12 protein-coding genes, 1 tRNA gene, 1 other RNA gene and 1 pseudogene are annotated in these 15,909 nt (G+C 50.4%); 6 read left to right on the forward strand and 9 right to left on the reverse strand.

The window, feature by feature from the left end; all coding sequences use genetic code 11:
- A pseudogene (locus tag ABZJ92_RS07180) lies at window positions 1-157 on the forward strand (IS4 family transposase); the annotation flags it as partial.
- A 285-nt stretch (window positions 158-442) separates the two neighbouring features.
- Here ABZJ92_RS07180 and tdk read toward each other — a convergent pair.
- Complete coding sequence (tdk, locus tag ABZJ92_RS07185) at window positions 443-1,060, reverse strand: thymidine kinase (protein WP_000068079.1); 618 nt, start codon at window positions 1,058-1,060, stop codon at window positions 443-445.
- A gap of 604 nt (window positions 1,061-1,664) precedes the next feature.
- Between tdk and hns the strand changes: the two genes are divergently transcribed.
- Window positions 1,665-2,078: a histone-like nucleoid-structuring protein H-NS gene (gene hns / locus ABZJ92_RS07190; protein WP_001287378.1), complete on the forward strand. Its 414-nt coding sequence runs from the start codon at window positions 1,665-1,667 to the stop codon at window positions 2,076-2,078.
- A gap of 143 nt (window positions 2,079-2,221) precedes the next feature.
- Here the strand turns inward: hns and galU are convergent, their stop codons facing one another.
- The 3 genes from galU to rssA all read right to left on the reverse strand — a co-directional run bounded on the left by galU (window position 2,222) and on the right by rssA (window position 5,342).
- Window positions 2,222-3,130, reverse strand: a complete 909-nt coding sequence (galU, locus tag ABZJ92_RS07195) for a UTP--glucose-1-phosphate uridylyltransferase GalU (protein ID WP_000718995.1) — start codon at window positions 3,128-3,130, stop codon at window positions 2,222-2,224.
- A gap of 201 nt (window positions 3,131-3,331) precedes the next feature.
- Window positions 3,332-4,345: a two-component system response regulator RssB gene (gene rssB / locus ABZJ92_RS07200; RefSeq protein WP_000193447.1), complete on the reverse strand. Its 1,014-nt coding sequence runs from the start codon at window positions 4,343-4,345 to the stop codon at window positions 3,332-3,334.
- Between the two features lie 91 nt (window positions 4,346-4,436).
- Window positions 4,437-5,342 carry a patatin-like phospholipase RssA gene (gene rssA, locus ABZJ92_RS07205; protein WP_001295622.1) on the reverse strand — a complete coding sequence of 302 codons (906 nt, stop codon included), beginning with the start codon at window positions 5,340-5,342 and terminating at the stop codon, window positions 4,437-4,439.
- 112 nt (window positions 5,343-5,454) lie between these two features.
- On the opposite strand from rssA, the gene ABZJ92_RS07210 reads away from it, so the two are divergent.
- The 4 genes from ABZJ92_RS07210 (at window position 5,455) to ABZJ92_RS07225 (ending at window position 7,227) form a co-directional block, all read left to right on the forward strand.
- Window positions 5,455-5,913 carry a YchJ family protein gene (locus tag ABZJ92_RS07210; protein ID WP_005105319.1) on the forward strand — a complete coding sequence of 153 codons (459 nt, stop codon included), beginning with the start codon at window positions 5,455-5,457 and terminating at the stop codon, window positions 5,911-5,913.
- Window positions 5,914-5,962: 49 nt separating this feature from the next.
- Window positions 5,963-6,805 (forward strand): formyltetrahydrofolate deformylase, encoded by an 843-nt coding sequence (purU, locus tag ABZJ92_RS07215; RefSeq protein ID WP_000555849.1) that lies wholly within the window; start codon window positions 5,963-5,965, stop codon window positions 6,803-6,805.
- A gap of 159 nt (window positions 6,806-6,964) precedes the next feature.
- Window positions 6,965-7,049: transfer RNA gene (locus ABZJ92_RS07220), tRNA-Tyr, on the forward strand.
- A 46-nt stretch (window positions 7,050-7,095) separates the two neighbouring features.
- Window positions 7,096-7,227: non-coding RNA, RtT sRNA (locus ABZJ92_RS07225), on the forward strand.
- A 183-nt stretch (window positions 7,228-7,410) separates the two neighbouring features.
- Here ABZJ92_RS07225 and narI read toward each other — a convergent pair.
- The 5 genes from narI to narK all read right to left on the reverse strand — a co-directional run bounded on the left by narI (window position 7,411) and on the right by narK (window position 15,857).
- Window positions 7,411-8,088 carry a respiratory nitrate reductase subunit gamma gene (narI, locus tag ABZJ92_RS07230; protein WP_001160114.1) on the reverse strand — a complete coding sequence of 226 codons (678 nt, stop codon included), beginning with the start codon at window positions 8,086-8,088 and terminating at the stop codon, window positions 7,411-7,413.
- Window positions 8,088-8,798, reverse strand: a complete 711-nt coding sequence (gene narJ, locus ABZJ92_RS07235; RefSeq protein WP_000571704.1) for a nitrate reductase molybdenum cofactor assembly chaperone — start codon at window positions 8,796-8,798, stop codon at window positions 8,088-8,090. Before narJ ends, narI begins: the two co-directional genes overlap by 1 nt.
- The gene (gene narH, locus ABZJ92_RS07240) at window positions 8,795-10,333 is read right to left on the reverse strand and encodes a nitrate reductase subunit beta (protein WP_000702650.1); all 1,539 of its coding nucleotides are present in this window, start codon (window positions 10,331-10,333) and stop codon (window positions 8,795-8,797) included. Before narH ends, narJ begins: the two co-directional genes overlap by 4 nt.
- Complete coding sequence (locus ABZJ92_RS07245; protein ID WP_000032947.1) at window positions 10,330-14,073, reverse strand: nitrate reductase subunit alpha; 3,744 nt, start codon at window positions 14,071-14,073, stop codon at window positions 10,330-10,332. Before ABZJ92_RS07245 ends, narH begins: the two co-directional genes overlap by 4 nt.
- Window positions 14,074-14,465: 392 nt before the next feature.
- On the reverse strand, window positions 14,466-15,857 hold the full coding sequence (gene narK / locus ABZJ92_RS07250; protein WP_000019858.1) for a nitrate transporter NarK: 1,392 nt from the start codon (window positions 15,855-15,857) through the stop codon (window positions 14,466-14,468).
- Window positions 15,858-15,909 lie beyond the last annotated feature (52 nt).

A 15,909-nucleotide genomic window follows, 5' to 3' on the forward strand; every position in this document is an offset into this window, starting at 1 on the left:
TTCACCGGGACGTATACCGGAGCTGATGCGCGATCTTGCAAGTATGGGACAACTTGTGAAATTACCGACGAGAAGGGAAAGGGCCTTCCCGAGAGTGGTAAAGGAGAGGCCCTGGAAATACCCCACAGCTCCGAAAAAGAGCCAGTCAGTTGCTTAACTGACTGGCATTACCCCTTCTGGGGCCGTTTTTTTGTTTACCCAAAGCAACTTTTCCATAAACCGACAGCATTAGCCTTCATCATATTTGCGACGATGTATAACGCCTAAACACAGGGATATTGTACTTTACAGGTCACAAGTCAACGTCGGTGCTTAAGAGCCCTGTGAGGCGTATAGCGGCGTTAAAAAACTGCTGAGAAGGGTATATAGCCCGGAAGAAGTGCGTAAAACGAACTGACAGGATAAAAGTGCCCTGCTCACCCTGTCAGTAAAGAAATTCTTATTAATCGTGGCGATGCCTTTCCTGAATAGCCGTTAATGAGCCGACTTGTAACGCCTCTTTATAGTGTTTACGGCATACAGAAACGTATCGTTCATTACCACCAATTACCACCTGCTCACCTTCGTTATAAGGTCTGCCTGCTTGATCAAGACGCAGCACCATGCTTGCTTTACGGCCACAAAAACAGATGGTTTTTAATTCAACCAGTTTGTCGGACCATGCCAGTAAGTATTGGCTGCCAATAAATAATTCACCTCGAAAATCGGTACGTAAACCATAACAAAGTACGGGTATATCGAGTTGATCGACAACCTCCGATAATTCATATACTTGTTGTCTGGTTAAAAACTGGCATTCATCAACCAGTACGCAATGAATTGCCTGCTGTTCATGTTCCGCACGAATCTCATCAAATAATGATGAATTTTGGTTAAATAATTTTGCAGGCGATGACAAACCTATACGCGAACTGACTTTCCCGGCACCAAAGCGATCATCAATTTCTGCCGTATATACGACAGTGCGCATGCCGCGTTCCTGGTAATTGTATGAAGATTGCAACAATGCTGTAGACTTACCCGCATTCATTGCGGAATAGTAGAAATATAGCTGTGCCATCAGCCACAGGCCCTCAATGATATGAAATAAAGTTGGCTGGAGTTTATCATAATTCGTCAGTTTTTCAGCTCAACAGTATGCACAGAAGTGGGTATATGCGTTCTCCCTTACGAAGCCTTGCATAATCCTTCTGAGCTATCATTACAACTGCCTCGCTTGTTATAAGCGGGTAAATGACTGCTGGTAACTATTCACAATCTTTAACCTGTTGCGCAAGTAATAGCCCTCTGTTGACCTCCAGGAGATAGTGCAATACTAAGTCCATGCTCTTATTGCGACTGTTCTACTTTTCATCATTCGCTTAATAGGGAATTCTCGTAAACACAACTAATACAGAAGACTGAAAGGTCGTCAGCCTACGATAATCTCCCCATAAAATGTGACATGAATCAGGAAGTTTTAACCTCACGTGCTGCGAAATCATCGGTGTAAATAGGGCTATATGCCGCGTCTTTTCTGGCTAATTTTATGAAAAGATATTTATTGGCGGCACAAAATAAAGAACAATTTTGAATTCCTTACATTCCTGGCTATTGCACAACTGAATTTAAGGCTCTATTATTACCTCAACAAACCACCCCAATATAAGTTTGAGATTACTACAATGAGCGAAGCACTTAAAATTCTGAACAACATCCGTACTCTTCGTGCGCAGGCAAGAGAATGTACACTTGAAACGCTGGAAGAAATGCTGGAAAAATTAGAAGTTGTTGTTAACGAACGTCGCGAAGAAGAAAGCGCGGCTGCTGCTGAAGTTGAAGAGCGCACTCGTAAGCTGCAGCAATATCGCGAAATGCTGATCGCTGACGGTATTGACCCGAACGAACTGCTGAATAGCCTTGCTGCCGTTAAATCTGGCACCAAAGCTAAACGTGCTCAGCGTCCGGCAAAATATAGCTACGTTGACGAAAACGGCGAAACTAAAACCTGGACTGGCCAAGGCCGTACTCCAGCTGTAATCAAAAAAGCAATGGATGAGCAAGGTAAATCCCTCGACGATTTCCTGATCAAGCAATAATCTTTTGTAGATTGCACTTGCTTAAAATCCCGCCAGCGGCGGGATTTTTTATTGTCCGGTTTAAGACAATTTAATAAGAATAAGCTATAAAAAAACGGCGTCGATTGCTCAACGCCGTTTCGTGGATAACACCGATACGGATGTTACTTCTTAATGCCCATCTCTTCTTCAAGCCAGGCTTTAAATTCCGTGCCAAGGGTGTTATGACGAATACCGTATTCAACGAAGGCCTGCATGTAACCTAATTTATTACCGCAGTCATGGCTCTTCCCTTTCATATGATAGGCTTCCACCGTTTCTTTTTCGATCAGCATATCAATTGCGTCGGTGAGCTGAATTTCATCACCAGCTCCCGGAGGGGTTTTTGCCAGCAACGGCCAAATATCCGCGCTAAGTACGTAACGACCCACAATAGCGAGATTAGACGGCGCAACATCCGCTTTCGGTTTTTCTACCACACCAACCATCGGTACGCTTTCACCCGGCGCTAATTCAACGCCTTTGCAATCCACAACGCCATATGCGGTCACATCAGCAACCGGTTCAACCATGATCTGGCTATGACCCGTTTCATCAAAGCGGCGGATCATCTCTGCCAGGTTATCCTGTGACAAATCGGATTCATATTCATCCAGAATAACATCAGGCAAAATAACAGCTACCGGTTCATCACCCACTACCGGGTGAGCACACAATACCGCGTGTCCCAGGCCTTTCGCCAGACCCTGACGAACTTGCATAATAGTCACGTGCGGTGGACAAATAGACTGCACTTCATCAAGCAGTTGACGTTTTACACGTTTTTCCAGCATTGCTTCCAGTTCAAAACTGGTATCAAAGTGGTTTTCAATAGAGTTTTTAGATGAGTGTGTAACCAGCACAATTTCAGTAATGCCAGCCGCAATACATTCATTCACGACGTATTGAATTAATGGCTTATCGACAAGTGGCAGCATCTCTTTCGGGATGGCTTTCGTCGCCGGCAACATCCTGGTTCCTAATCCCGCAACGGGGATAACGGCTTTTTTGACTTTCGTATTAATGGCAGCCATTTAAATTCTCCTGGACTGTTCGTGTTTTGAACGTGTTCATATTTCTGTATCGCATCCCAGTATATCAGCACCCCGAAGGGGCTAAGTTCTGAAAAGGAGGCGAGATAGCATAATTAAGACAATTACTTATACGAATGGCGACGATAGTACCACCAGCCGACATTAGCAGGTAATGCAAATTTAGCCCGCGTTATCGTTTGCTCATTCTGCAGACAACATCAAGCGCAGTCGACCACCGGTTCCCCATATTTGGCATTGCCAGGCATCGCATCGCTGGCTCAATTGATTCAAATAAGCGTTACCTAAAGTGCCTAACGGAACACCATTACTGATTTGCACCTGGTGTTCGCCGGTATTTAACGTCGCATTCAGACCCGCAGAAACCAGAATGAGATTTTTCAGTTCGCGATGATAATAGCCAACTAATAGCGGAAACTGCCCCGGCAGATTGGCCTGACGAAGTAAATGGTTTACCTGCTTCAATAACGCGCCCAACTCTGGCAACCGTTGATTTTGGTGTGCAAGCTGTTCCTGTAATAATCCGTTAAACAATGCGCGTAATAACAAGGCAGCAAGTACGCCATTATGTCCAGCTCGGGTGACATCAAGGCAATAAAATGCCAGATCGTTTTCCGAAAGTGCGGCAATATCAAGCACCAGGCCGGGTTTGTCCGCGGCAACCAATTGACGGTAATTAACCCGGCAATGGGAAATCACCTGCTGAACCGGCGGTTGTAGTTCCTGTAATAATTTCGCCGCTGCGGCAGGGTTATCAACCATTGCATCCCAGTCGCGAAAAAGCCTTTCCTCTTCCTCAACGCGCGAATTAAACATGCTGGGATAGAGACAGGCAAAAACCATCTCGCGCAAGCGATTCAGATCTTTAACTGGTTTCAGCAAAACATCTTCAACGCCCAGACGTAACGCTTTGGCAATATCTGCCATATTTTCAGTGGCAGATATCACCAGAACTGGGGTCTGGTCGCCTCTGTTACGTATATGCTCCAGCAGTTTAAGCCCGTTCATTCGTGGCATCGCGATATCACATATCATCAGGTCTGGAGTGAAACCTCCCAGCAACTCAAGGGCATCCACCCCATCAGCCGCCAGTACCGTTGTCGCTCCCAATGAGGAAAACCATGAATCCAGAAGCGAGCGAAATACCTGCTCATCTTCAACAATGAGAATCTGTTTTCCGACCAATGGCTGCGTCATGTTCTCTCCCCTGACTGGCTTTACTCAATAGTGGCATGCTATTGCCACCTGCGCCTGTCAGAATTAACTTAAGTGTAGATAAAAATTCTGGTCAAATGTTGGTGCGTACCAACGGCAAAAGTTCGTCCATTTTCCTTTCCACTGCCAGCTGTCCGGCCGCAATGGCAGCGTGCGCGCGATGGAAATCAAGCGTAGATATTTGCGGGCAAACAGGTTGAATCAGAATATCGGGCGGATCACCTGCCATGCGGTTCCTTTTAAGGCGGTTCTCCAACACCTGGATAGACGTGGTCATAATCTCTGTTGCCGTTGGCGCTGTCACAGCCCGACGTGTCGTTATGCTGCCTAACCTTTCTTTCAGACGCGCATGCCACGGTAGAGAATCACCATTCTCGCTATTTTCTTCACTGACATTAAAGGAGAGCAGATCTTGTTGCATCAAATGAGCATCGTGCTGCAGGTCGACCGCTATCACAATATCAGCCCCCAATGCACGCGTAAGAGAAATAGGAATTGGGTTAACTACTGCCCCATCAACCAGCCAGTAGCCGTTATGTGCAACGGGTGCCATGAGTCCTGGAATACTGCATGATGCGCGAATAGCAAGATGGAGATCGCCTTCAGTAAACCATAATTCACGCCCCGTACTTAAATTGGTGGCAACAGCCGCAAAGCGACGGGAACAATTTTCGATCTCTGTTTCCGGCATTATTTCGCGATATTGATTGAAGACACGCTCGCCGCGCAGTAACCCACCGCGCTGCCAGGAGAGGTCCATCAGGCGTAAAACGTCCCAATAACTGAAAGAGGTTACCCAATCTTCCAGCGCAGATAATCGATCGCATGCATAGGCCGCGCCCACCAGCGAACCAATTGAACATCCTGCAACGATATCAATTTCAATACCCACTTTTTTTAGCGCATTAATAACGCCAATATGCGACCAACCTCTCGCCGCGCCAGATCCCAGCGCCAGCCCTATTTTTATCTTTCTCATTATTCCCGCAAGATTCCCCTGGAATGCAATCGTAGCCACATCGCTACTGCTCGGTTAACATAGTGCTACTCAGGCGGTTAATACGCCGTTATTGTTTCCAGGGAGATTATTTGTGTCTCAGCTTTGTCCCTGTGGTAGTGCTGTCGAGTATAGCCTATGTTGCCACCCTTATGTGTCTGGTGAAAAGGTTGCACCTGATCCAGAACATCTCATGCGTTCGCGTTACTGCGCTTTTGTGATGCAAGACGCTGATTATTTAATAAAGACCTGGCATCCCTCTTGTGGAGCAGCGGCGTTACGTGCCGAATTGATGACCGGATTTGCGCATACTGAATGGTTGGGATTGACCGTATTTGAACATTGTTGGCAGGACGCCGACAATATCGGATTTGTCAGTTTTGTTGCTCGATTTACCGAAGGTGGCAAAACAGGTGCAATAATTGAACGTTCGCGATTTTTGAAAGAAAACGGTCAATGGTACTATATTGACGGTACACGTCCGCAGTTTGGTCGCAACGATCCCTGCCCTTGTGGTTCAGGTAAAAAATTTAAAAAGTGCTGCGGCCAATAATGGTTGACGGTACGGTTTAGCAAACACTCTCAACAAGGTTTTTCCAGCAATGCATTCACTCCAACGTAAAGTTCTGCGTACTATTTGTCCGGACCAAAAAGGTCTGATCGCACGTATTACCAATATTTGCTACAAGCACGAGTTAAATATCGTACAGAACAATGAATTTGTTGATCACCGTACCGGGCGCTTTTTTATGCGCACGGAACTGGAAGGGATTTTTAATGATTCCACCCTGCTGGCGGATCTCGATAGCGCATTGCCAGAAGGCTCCGTGCGTGAGCTGAATCCTGCCGGTCGTCGCCGGATAGTGATTCTGGTCACTAAAGAAGCGCATTGCCTTGGCGATTTGTTGATGAAAGCCAATTACGGCGGTCTGGATGTCGAAATCGCGGCAGTTATTGGTAACCACGATACTTTACGTTCTCTGGTTGAGCGTTTTGATATTCCGTTTGAGCTGGTAAGCCATGAAGGGTTAAGCCGCAACGAGCACGATCAAAAGATGGCGGACGCCATTGATGCTTATCAACCTGACTATGTGGTGCTGGCGAAGTATATGCGGGTATTAACGCCGGAATTTGTGGCACGCTTCCCGAATAAAATCATCAATATTCACCATTCATTCCTGCCTGCGTTTATCGGCGCACGTCCTTATCACCAGGCCTATGAACGTGGTGTGAAGATTATTGGCGCAACCGCTCACTATGTGAATGACAATCTGGACGAAGGCCCAATCATCATGCAGGACGTTATTCATGTCGATCATACCTACACAGCTGAAGATATGATGCGCGCAGGTCGTGACGTCGAGAAAAACGTCTTAAGTCGTGCGCTATACAAAGTACTGGCGCAACGCGTCTTTGTTTACGGTAATCGGACGATTATTCTTTAATCGCCAGCAAAAATAACTGGTTACCTTTAATCCGTTACGGATGAAAATTACGCAACCAGTTCATTTTTCTCAACGTAACACTTTACAGCGGCGCGTCATTTGATATGATGCGCCCCGCTTCCCGATAAGGGAGCAGGCTAGTAAAAAGCATTACCCCGTGGTGGGGTTCCCGAGCGGCCAAAGGGAGCAGACTGTAAATCTGCCGTCATCGACTTCGAAGGTTCGAATCCTTCCCCCACCACCATCACTTTCAAAAGCCCCGGAATTCTCAAACGAATCTGCAATCAAATATTCTGCCCAAGCGGGGAAGGATGAGAAGCTTCGACCAAGGTTCGACTTGAGCGCCAGCGAGAGAGCGTTGCCGCAGGCAACGACCCGAAGGGCGAAGCGCGCAGCGCTGAGTAATCCTTCCCCCACCACCATCGCTTCCTTGAATAATCAAAACCTGTTACTCCGAGCTAATTTTGCCCGATGGCACCACGTTTACCGGGCCTACAATATCCTCCCCTGTAGGTCGGATAAGCGAAGCGCATCCGACAACTCACCCCGCACCGTGCCCATAAAAAAACCCCGCCGAAGCAGGGTCTATGTGAACTAAAATTCGTTTAGTGACGAGCGCGCACCAGCTGGTACTTACGTGTCAGATACTCCACCGGTACGCTCCAGATGTGTACCAGACGCGAGAACGGGAACAGCAGGAATAACGTCATCCCCAGCACCAGGTGCAGACGGAAGATAAACGCCACACCATCGAGGTGTTGAGAAGCGCCACCGTGGAAGGTCACCACCGACTGCGCCCAGCCAACCAGTTTCATCATCTCGCTACCGTCCATATGCTGAGCGGAGAACGGAATGGTCAGCAGGCCCAGCGCGCACTGGATAACGAGCAGCGACAGGATCAGGATATCCGCTCCGGTAGTGGTTGCACGCACGCGTGGGCTGAACATACGACGTTTCAGCAAAAGCACGCCGCCAATCAGACACAGCACGCCGCTGGCACCACCAGCAAACATCGCCATTTTCTGTTTCACTTCAATCGGCAGCCAGGCTTCATACATCCAGTGCGGCGTCAACATACCGAAGAAGTGACCGACAAAAATCCCCAGAATACCGATATGGAACAGGTTCGACGCCAGGTTCATCCCTTTGCGATCCAGCATCTGGCTGGACGCCGCGCGCCAGGTGTACTGCCCGTAGTCATAACGCAGCCAGCTACCAATCAGGAAGACCGCCCCGGCTATGTACGGGTAGATATCAAAGAAGAACATATTCAGGAATTGCATTAGTGCTGTCCTCCGGTGGTGATATTCAGATATTGCGGCGCGACGGCACCGGCAAAGCGACGCTGATGAGCAGTGATTGCTGAATCACCGCAGCCTTTGTCAGCAAAGAATTTAACCTGCTCTTCTTCCCAGACAGCATCCAGCGCCTGCGGCGTATCATCGCGCGCTTCGTCGGCAATTTTTTCCGCCACTTTGTCGCTGTCGATAGCGGTATTGGCCAATTTCAGCAGCAGATCAAACATCACGGCATAACGGCTTTCACGCTGTTGCAGACGCGCGCTCAGCAATGCCAGAATCGGCGCGATATCTTTCAAACCTTCCACGGCTTCGCTTTGCGGCAGCTGCGACAGGTACTCCAGATACAGCGGCAGATGGTCCGGTAATTCGCGGCTGTTTAACTGCAAGCCGTGCTGCTCGTACTGCGCCAGCAGGTCCACCATCGCCTGGCCGCGGTCACGGGATTCACCGTGAACATGTTCAAATAGCAACAGTGACGTGGCACGGCCACGGTCGAACAGTTCGCTGTACTGGACCTGGGCATCGAGCGGATCCATCGCCGTTAAATCGCGCAGGAAAATGCCCAGCGCATGGGCATCTTCTTTCGACAGATTTTTCGACGCAGCAATCGCCTCAAACATCTCTTGTTGATGCTGCCATAAGGCAGCATCCGGATATTCAAGGAGACGCGATACAATCACGAGTTCGATCATGGATGCGGCTCCGTTTTGCTGGTCACATCGATGGCATCGATACGACGGCTGTTGAACAGATTGAATTTGGTATCTGAGCCGTGGCAGCCATCACCAAAGGTAAAGCCGCAGCCATTTTTCTCCGGGAAGGCTTCCCGTGCCAGTTCACGATGACTACTCGGCACCACAAAGCGATCTTCGTAGTTAGCAATCGCCAGATAACGGTACATCTCCTGTGCCTGGGCTTCGGTCAGACCGACCTCTTCCAGCGCACGGGTATCAACTTTACCGTCAACAGTTTCAGCACGTTTGTAATGACGCATCGCCAGCATACGTTTCAGCGCACGCAGTACCGGTTTGGTATCACCGGCGGTCAGCAGATTCGCCAGATACTGTACCGGAATACGCAAGCTTTCGACGTCTGGCAGAATTCCGTTGCTGCCCAGCTCGCCCGCGTCTGCTGCAGACTGAATCGGAGACAGAGGCGGCACGTACCAGACCATCGGCAGTGTGCGATATTCTGGATGCAGCGGCAGCGCCAGTTTCCATTCCATCGCCATTTTATAAACCGGCGACTGCTGTGCAGCTTCAATAACGCTCAGCGGAATACCGTCTTTAATCGCCTGCTCGATGACTTTCGGATCGTTCGGATCGAGGAACACGTCCAGCTGACGCTGGTAGAGATCTTTCTCGTTCTCGGTGCTGGCTGCACGTTCAATCGCGTCGGCATCGTACAGCAGCACGCCAAGATAACGGATACGACCGACACAGGTTTCTGAGCACACGGTCGGCTGACCCGCTTCAATACGCGGATAGCAGAAGATGCACTTCTCAGACTTACCGCTCTTCCAGTTGAAGTAGATTTTTTTGTACGGGCATCCGGTGATGCACATACGCCAGCCACGGCATTTATCCTGGTCGATCAGGACGATGCCATCTTCTTCACGCTTGTAAATCGCACCGCTCGGGCAGGTCGCCACACATGCCGGGTTCAGGCAGTGTTCGCACAGGCGCGGCAAATACATCATAAAGGTGTTTTCGAACTGGCTATACATCGCCTTCTGGATGTTGTCGAAGTTCTTGTCTTTCGCCAGTTTATCAAACTCACCGCCCAGGTCATCTTCCCAGTTCGGCCCTTTTTCGATTTTCGCCATCCGTTCCCCGGTAATCAGCGAACGCGGACGGGCAATCGGCTGCGATTTGCTGCCTTCCGGCGCGGTATGCAGGTTCTGATAATCAAAATCGAACGGCTCGTAATAATCGTCGATCCCCGGCAGATGCGGGTTAGCAAAGATTTTACCCAGCAGCATGGCTCGGTTACCCATGCGCGGTTGCAGTTTGCCATTGATTTTACGGATCCAGCCGCCTTTGTATTTTTCCTGGTTTTCCCAGTCAGTCGGGAAGCCCTGGCCCGGCTTGGTTTCCACGTTGTTGAACCACGCGTATTCCACGCCTTCACGGCTGGTCCAGACGTTTTTACAGGTAACTGAACAGGTGTGGCAGCCGATGCACTTATCGAGATTCAGCACCATGCCGACTTGTGAACGAATTTTCATTTTACGCTCTCCTGTACCTGGTCATTGCCTTCGCCATCTAACCAGTCAATGTTCTTCATCTTACGCACTACAACAAACTCATCGCGGTTAGAACCTACGGTGCCGTAGTAGTTAAAGCCGTATGCCAGATGGGCATAGCCGCCGATCATATGCGTCGGTTTCGGCGTGATACGGGTGACCGAGTTATGGATACCACCACGCTGTTGGGTAATTTCCGAACCAGGCAGGTTAACGATACGTTCCTGCGCGTGGTACATCATGGTCATCCCTGCCGGAACACGCTGGCTGACAACCGCACGGGCAGTCAGTGCACCGTTGCTGTTGAAGACTTCAATCCAGTCGTTATCGGCGATACCCAGATCTTTGGCATCGGCTTCACTCAACCAGACCACCGGACCACCGCGACCTAAAGTCAGCATCAGCAGGTTGTCGCTGTAGGTGGAGTGGATACCCCACTTCTGGTGCGGCGTCAGGAAGTTGAGCGCTTTTTCCGGGTTGCCGTTGGATTTCTGGCCTATCACTTCTTTCACCGAACGGGTGTCGATCGGCGGACGATAAACCAGCAGGCTTTCACCGAAATCACGCATCCACTGGTGATCCTGATACAGTTGCTGACGACCAGAGAGCGTACGCCATGGGATCAGCTCGTGAACGTTGGTGTAACCGGCGTTGTAAGAAACGTGTTCATCTTCCAGACCAGACCAGGTCGGGCTGGAGATAATTTTGCGCGGCTGTGCCTGAATATCGCGGAAGCGGATCTTCTCGTCTTCTTTATTCAGCGCCAGATGCGTATGGTCACGACCGGTAAATTCGCTCAGGGCAGCCCAGGCTTTCACGGCTACCTGACCGTTGGTTTCCGGTGCCAGCGTCAGGATCATCTCTGCCGCATCAATTGCGGTGTTCAGCATCGGCTGGCCTTTTGCCGGACCTTCCGCTTTGGTGTAGTTGAGCTTACGCAGCAGATCCATCTCGCTCTGGGTGTTCCAGGCAATCCCTTTACCGCCGTTACCGATTTTCTCCATCAGCGGGCCGATAGAGGTAAAGCGTTCGTAAGTTGCCGGATAATCGCGCTCTACGACCATAATGTGCGGTGCAGTTTTGCCTGGGATCAGGTCGCATTCGCCTTTTTTCCAGTCTTTCACATCCAGCGGCTGCGCCAGTTCAGCGGCAGAGTCGTGCTGGATAGGCAGCGTGACGATGTCGGTTTCTTTACCCAGATAGCCGACGCACACTTCGGAGAATTTCTTCGCGATGGCTTTGTAGATTTCCCAGTCGCTTTTCGCTTCCCAGGCCGGATCGACCGCCGCAGACAGCGGGTGAATAAACGGATGCATATCCGAAGTATTCATGTCGTCTTTTTCGTACCAGGTCGCCGTCGGCAAAATGATGTCGGAATAGAGACAGGTGCTCGACAGACGGAAGTCCAGCGTAACCACCAGATCCAGCTTGCCTTCCAGACCATTGTCCTGCCAGTCCACTTCTTCCGGCTTCACGCCGCCCTGTTGCCCCAGATCTTTACCCTGGATACCGTGCTCCGTCCCCAGCAGGTACTTGAGCATAAACTCATGACCTTTACCGGAAGAACCGAGCAGGTTAGAACGCCAGATGAACAGGTTGCGCGGGTGGTTTTTACCGTTTTCTGGTTGTTCTGCCGCAAAACGGATGGAACCCTCTTTCAGGGATTTCACCGTATAGTCCACCGGATTCATCCCGGCTTTTTCCGCTTCGCCAGCGATAGTCAGCGGGTTAGTGCCTAACTGCGGTGCAGACGGCAGCCAGCCCATGCGTTCCGCACGGACGTTAAAGTCGATCAAGTGTCCGGTATAGCGGGATTTGTCCGCCATCGGTGACAGCAACTCTTCCGCCGTGACGGTTTCATAACGCCACTGGCTGGAGTGGTTATAGAAATAAGAAGTGCTGTTCATGTGACGCGCCGGACGCTGCCAGTCAAGGGCAAACGCCAGCGGCTGCCAGCCGGTTTGCGGACGCAGTTTTTCCTGACCTACATAGTGCGCCCAGCCGCCCCCGCTCTGACCGACACAGCCGCAGAAAATCAGCATGTTGATCAGACCACGATAGTTCATATCGAGGTGATACCAGTGGTTCAGCCCCGCACCGACGATAATCATCGAACGACCGTGCGTTTTATCAGCGTTATCGGCAAATTCACGGGCGATGCGAATAATCTGGCTGCGAGAAACGCCGGTAATCTGCTCGGCCCAGGCCGGGGTATAAGCTTTCACATCGTCATAGCTGGTTGCACAGTTAACGTCGTTCAGGCCACGTTCCAGACCGTAGTTTGCCAGCGTCAGATCATAAACGGTGGTCACCAGGGCGGTGCTGCCATCAGCCAGTTGCAGGCGTTTCACCGGCAGTTTGTGCAGCAGCACGTTTTCCAGTTCCACTTTGTTGAAGTGTTCCGTGCCGTCGCCACCAAAGTACGGGAAGCCTACCTCAGCGATCTCATCCTGGCTACCCAGCAGGCTCAGTTGCAGCTCGGTTTCTTCGCCAGTTTTGCCGTCGCGCTGCTCAAGATTCCATTTGCCCTTCTCGCCCCAGCGGAAGCCAATAGAACCGTTCGGCGCAACCATTTCGCCATTGGTATTAAAGGCGACAGTTTTCCATTCCGGATTGTTTTCCTGGCCCAGCGCATCAACCAGATCAGCAGCGCGCAGCATACGACCTGCAGCGTAGTAACCGTCGCGTTCTTCCAGCATCACCAGCATCGGCATGTCGGTGTAGCGACGCACATAGTCGGTGAAATACTGGCTTGGGTTGTCGAGGTGGAATTCACGCAGCATTACGTGGCCCATCGCCAGCGCCATTGCCGCATCGGTGCCCTGTTTCGGTGCCAGCCACAGATCGCACAGTTTGGCGATTTCAGCGTAGTCTGGTGTGACGGCAACAGTTTTGGTGCCTTTGTAACGCACTTCAGTAAAGAAGTGAGCATCCGGGGTACGCGTCTGCGGCACGTTTGAACCCCAGGCGATGATGTAGCTGGAGTTATACCAGTCAGCAGATTCCGGTACGTCAGTTTGCTCGCCCCAGGTTTGCGGAGACGCAGGAGGCAGGTCGCAGTACCAGTCGTAGAAGCTTAAGCAAGTACCGCCAATCAGCGAGAGATAGCGTGCACCCGATGCGTAAGAAACCATCGACATTGCCGGAATTGGCGAGAAACCAGCAACACGGTCCGGGCCGTAGTTTTTGATGGTGTAAACGTTAGATGCGGCGATCAGTTCGTTCACCTCCTGCCAAGAAGAACGAACAAATCCACCGCGTCCACGCGCCTGCTTAAAGCTTTTCGCTTTATCGGCGTCTTCAATGATAGAAGCCCATGCCTCAACCGGATCGCTATGCAGCGCCTTCGCTTCACGCCACATTTTCATCAGGCGTTTGCGCATCATCGGGTATTTCAGGCGGTTGGCACTGTAAAGATACCAGGAGTAGCTGGCACCGCGCGGGCAGCCGCGAGGTTCATGGTTTGGCAGATCCGGACGGGTACGCGGATAGTCAGTCTGCTGGGTTTCCCAGGTGACCAGACCGTTTTTGACGTAGATTTTCCAGCTGCAGGAGCCGGTGCAGTTTACCCCGTGGGTAGAGCGGACGATTTTGTCATGCTGCCAACGCTGGCGATATCCATCCTCCCAGTCACGGTTGGTATTGAGAAGCTGGCCATGCCCATCGGCAAAGGTTTCACCCTTCTGTTTGAAGTAGCGAAACCGGTCCAGGAATTTACTCATCGGTTTTCTCCTGTGGGAGCCTGTCGGCCCTCTGATAAATCGACATTGCTAATGTTTAAGGGCAAGGTAACGCTCTGAAACAGCGTGGGAATTGATAACGATCAAGAGTGATGGGGATGAAAAATAAAGTAAATTCCTAAGATACCCCTTTAGGATAATTAACAGTTACAGCATAACATGCTGTAAATTAAGACGTTTTATACCTATAGTTATTTAAACTATTAAGATTTTTATGCAAATGGGTATTAAGGAGTATTCCCCATGGGTAACATATTAATGGCTCTTAATGAAATCCGGCGAAATAAGCCATATAACACTAATATGTTGTAACTAAATGACGCATAAAAAAAGCGCGGCATCATGCCGCGCAAAGGATAATCAAATATTAAGATTTATTTTTTAGAATGCCGACCATATACCGCCCAAGTAATCACTACGCAGGCGATATAGAAAATCAAAAATACTTTCATTGCACCTACTGGCGAACCCGTTAATGCCAGCGAGCTACCAAACGCTTTCGGGATAAAGAAGCCACCAATCGCGCCAATCGCAGAGATGAAACCCAGCGCCGCTGCCGTGCCGGTTGCCGCTTCACGCATCGCACGTTCGTCAGAACCCCCTTCTGCTTTCACGCGATCCATTGTCAGTTTACGGAAGATCACTGAAATCATCTGGAAAGTGGAACCACTACCCAGCCCAGCTGTCAGGAACAGCGCCAGGAAGACCGCGAAGAACGCCATGAAGCTTCCGCCCTGCCCGTCAGTCGGTAAGGTCAGGAACAGCAGGCCGCTGAAAATCGCCATCAGAATAAAGTTCACCAGCGTGACACGAGTTCCGCCCAGACGGTCAGATAATGCACCACCTGCAGAACGCGCCAGCGCACCAATAAACGGCCCGAAGAAAGCGTATTGCAGAATCTGAACATCCGGGAACTGCGTTTTTGACAGCATCGCAAAGCCCGCGGAGAAGCCGATGAAGGAGCCGAAGGTTGCCAGATACAGCAGGCTCATAATCCACAGATGACCCCGTTTGAGTACCGGCAACTGCTCCTTGATGGAGGCTTTCGAGGTAGCAAGATCGTTCATGCCAAACCACGCCGCAATGGTGAAGATGGCAAGGAACGGCACCCATATCCAGGACGCATTCGCCAGATACAGCTCAGTCCCATCCGGCTGTTTGACGCCCTGGCTACCAAATACTGCGAAAATCGACAGTGATACCACCAGCGGAGCAACCAACTGCATGACGCTGACGCCCATGTTTCCCAGACCACCATTCAGACCCAGCGCGCCACCCTGCTTCTGTTTCGGAAAGAAGAAGCTGATGTTTGCCATACTGGATGCGAAGTTCGCGCCAGCAAAGCCGCATAGCAGAGAGATGATGATGAAGACGCTATAAGGCGTGGAGGTATCCTGCACGGCAAAACCCAGCCAGACGCAAGGAATAATCAGAATACCGGTGCTGAACGCCGTCCAGCGACGACCACCGAAGATAGGAACCATAAAGGAGTATGGAACACGTAATAACGCGCCAGAAACCGAAGGCAGCGCAGTCAACATAAATAGCTGATCGGTCGTAAAATTAAAACCGACTTTCGGTAAGTTCACCGCAACAGCGCTGAACAACATCCATACGCAAAACGCCAGCAGCAGACAGGGAACGGAAATCCACAGGTTGCGGCTGGCAATACGTTGACCGCGTTGTTGCCAGAACGCAGGATCTTCCGGTCGCCAATCTGTTATGACAGCTCCAGTAGCCCTTTCGGAGGCAGATGAGTGACTCATAGACACCTCTGATACTCGTTTCGATGTCTGCCACCTTAGTGTCTGGAGCTAA

Origin of the sequence: Shigella sp. FJ200513 (assembly GCF_040495915.1) — a bacterium.
Taxonomy (GTDB): Bacteria; Pseudomonadota; Gammaproteobacteria; order Enterobacterales; family Enterobacteriaceae; genus ECMA0423.

Excerpts from the sequence above, each read along its gene's own strand:
- hns (WP_001287378.1), top strand. The coding sequence starts at position 1,665 with ATGAGCGAAGCACTTAAAATTCTGAACAACATCCGTACTCTTCGTGCG.
- narJ (WP_000571704.1), bottom strand. The coding sequence starts at position 8,798 with ATGATCGAACTCGTGATTGTATCGCGTCTCCTTGAATATCCGGATGCT.
- purU (WP_000555849.1), top strand. The coding sequence starts at position 5,963 with ATGCATTCACTCCAACGTAAAGTTCTGCGTACTATTTGTCCGGACCAA.
- tdk (WP_000068079.1), bottom strand. The coding sequence starts at position 1,060 with ATGGCACAGCTATATTTCTACTATTCCGCAATGAATGCGGGTAAGTCT.
- rssB (WP_000193447.1), bottom strand. The coding sequence starts at position 4,345 with ATGACGCAGCCATTGGTCGGAAAACAGATTCTCATTGTTGAAGATGAG.
- narK (WP_000019858.1), bottom strand. The coding sequence starts at position 15,857 with ATGAGTCACTCATCTGCCTCCGAAAGGGCTACTGGAGCTGTCATAACA.
- ABZJ92_RS07245 (WP_000032947.1), bottom strand. The coding sequence starts at position 14,073 with ATGAGTAAATTCCTGGACCGGTTTCGCTACTTCAAACAGAAGGGTGAA.
- galU (WP_000718995.1), bottom strand. The coding sequence starts at position 3,130 with ATGGCTGCCATTAATACGAAAGTCAAAAAAGCCGTTATCCCCGTTGCG.
- narH (WP_000702650.1), bottom strand. The coding sequence starts at position 10,333 with ATGAAAATTCGTTCACAAGTCGGCATGGTGCTGAATCTCGATAAGTGC.
- rssA (WP_001295622.1), bottom strand. The coding sequence starts at position 5,342 with ATGAGAAAGATAAAAATAGGGCTGGCGCTGGGATCTGGCGCGGCGAGA.
- narI (WP_001160114.1), bottom strand. The coding sequence starts at position 8,088 with ATGCAATTCCTGAATATGTTCTTCTTTGATATCTACCCGTACATAGCC.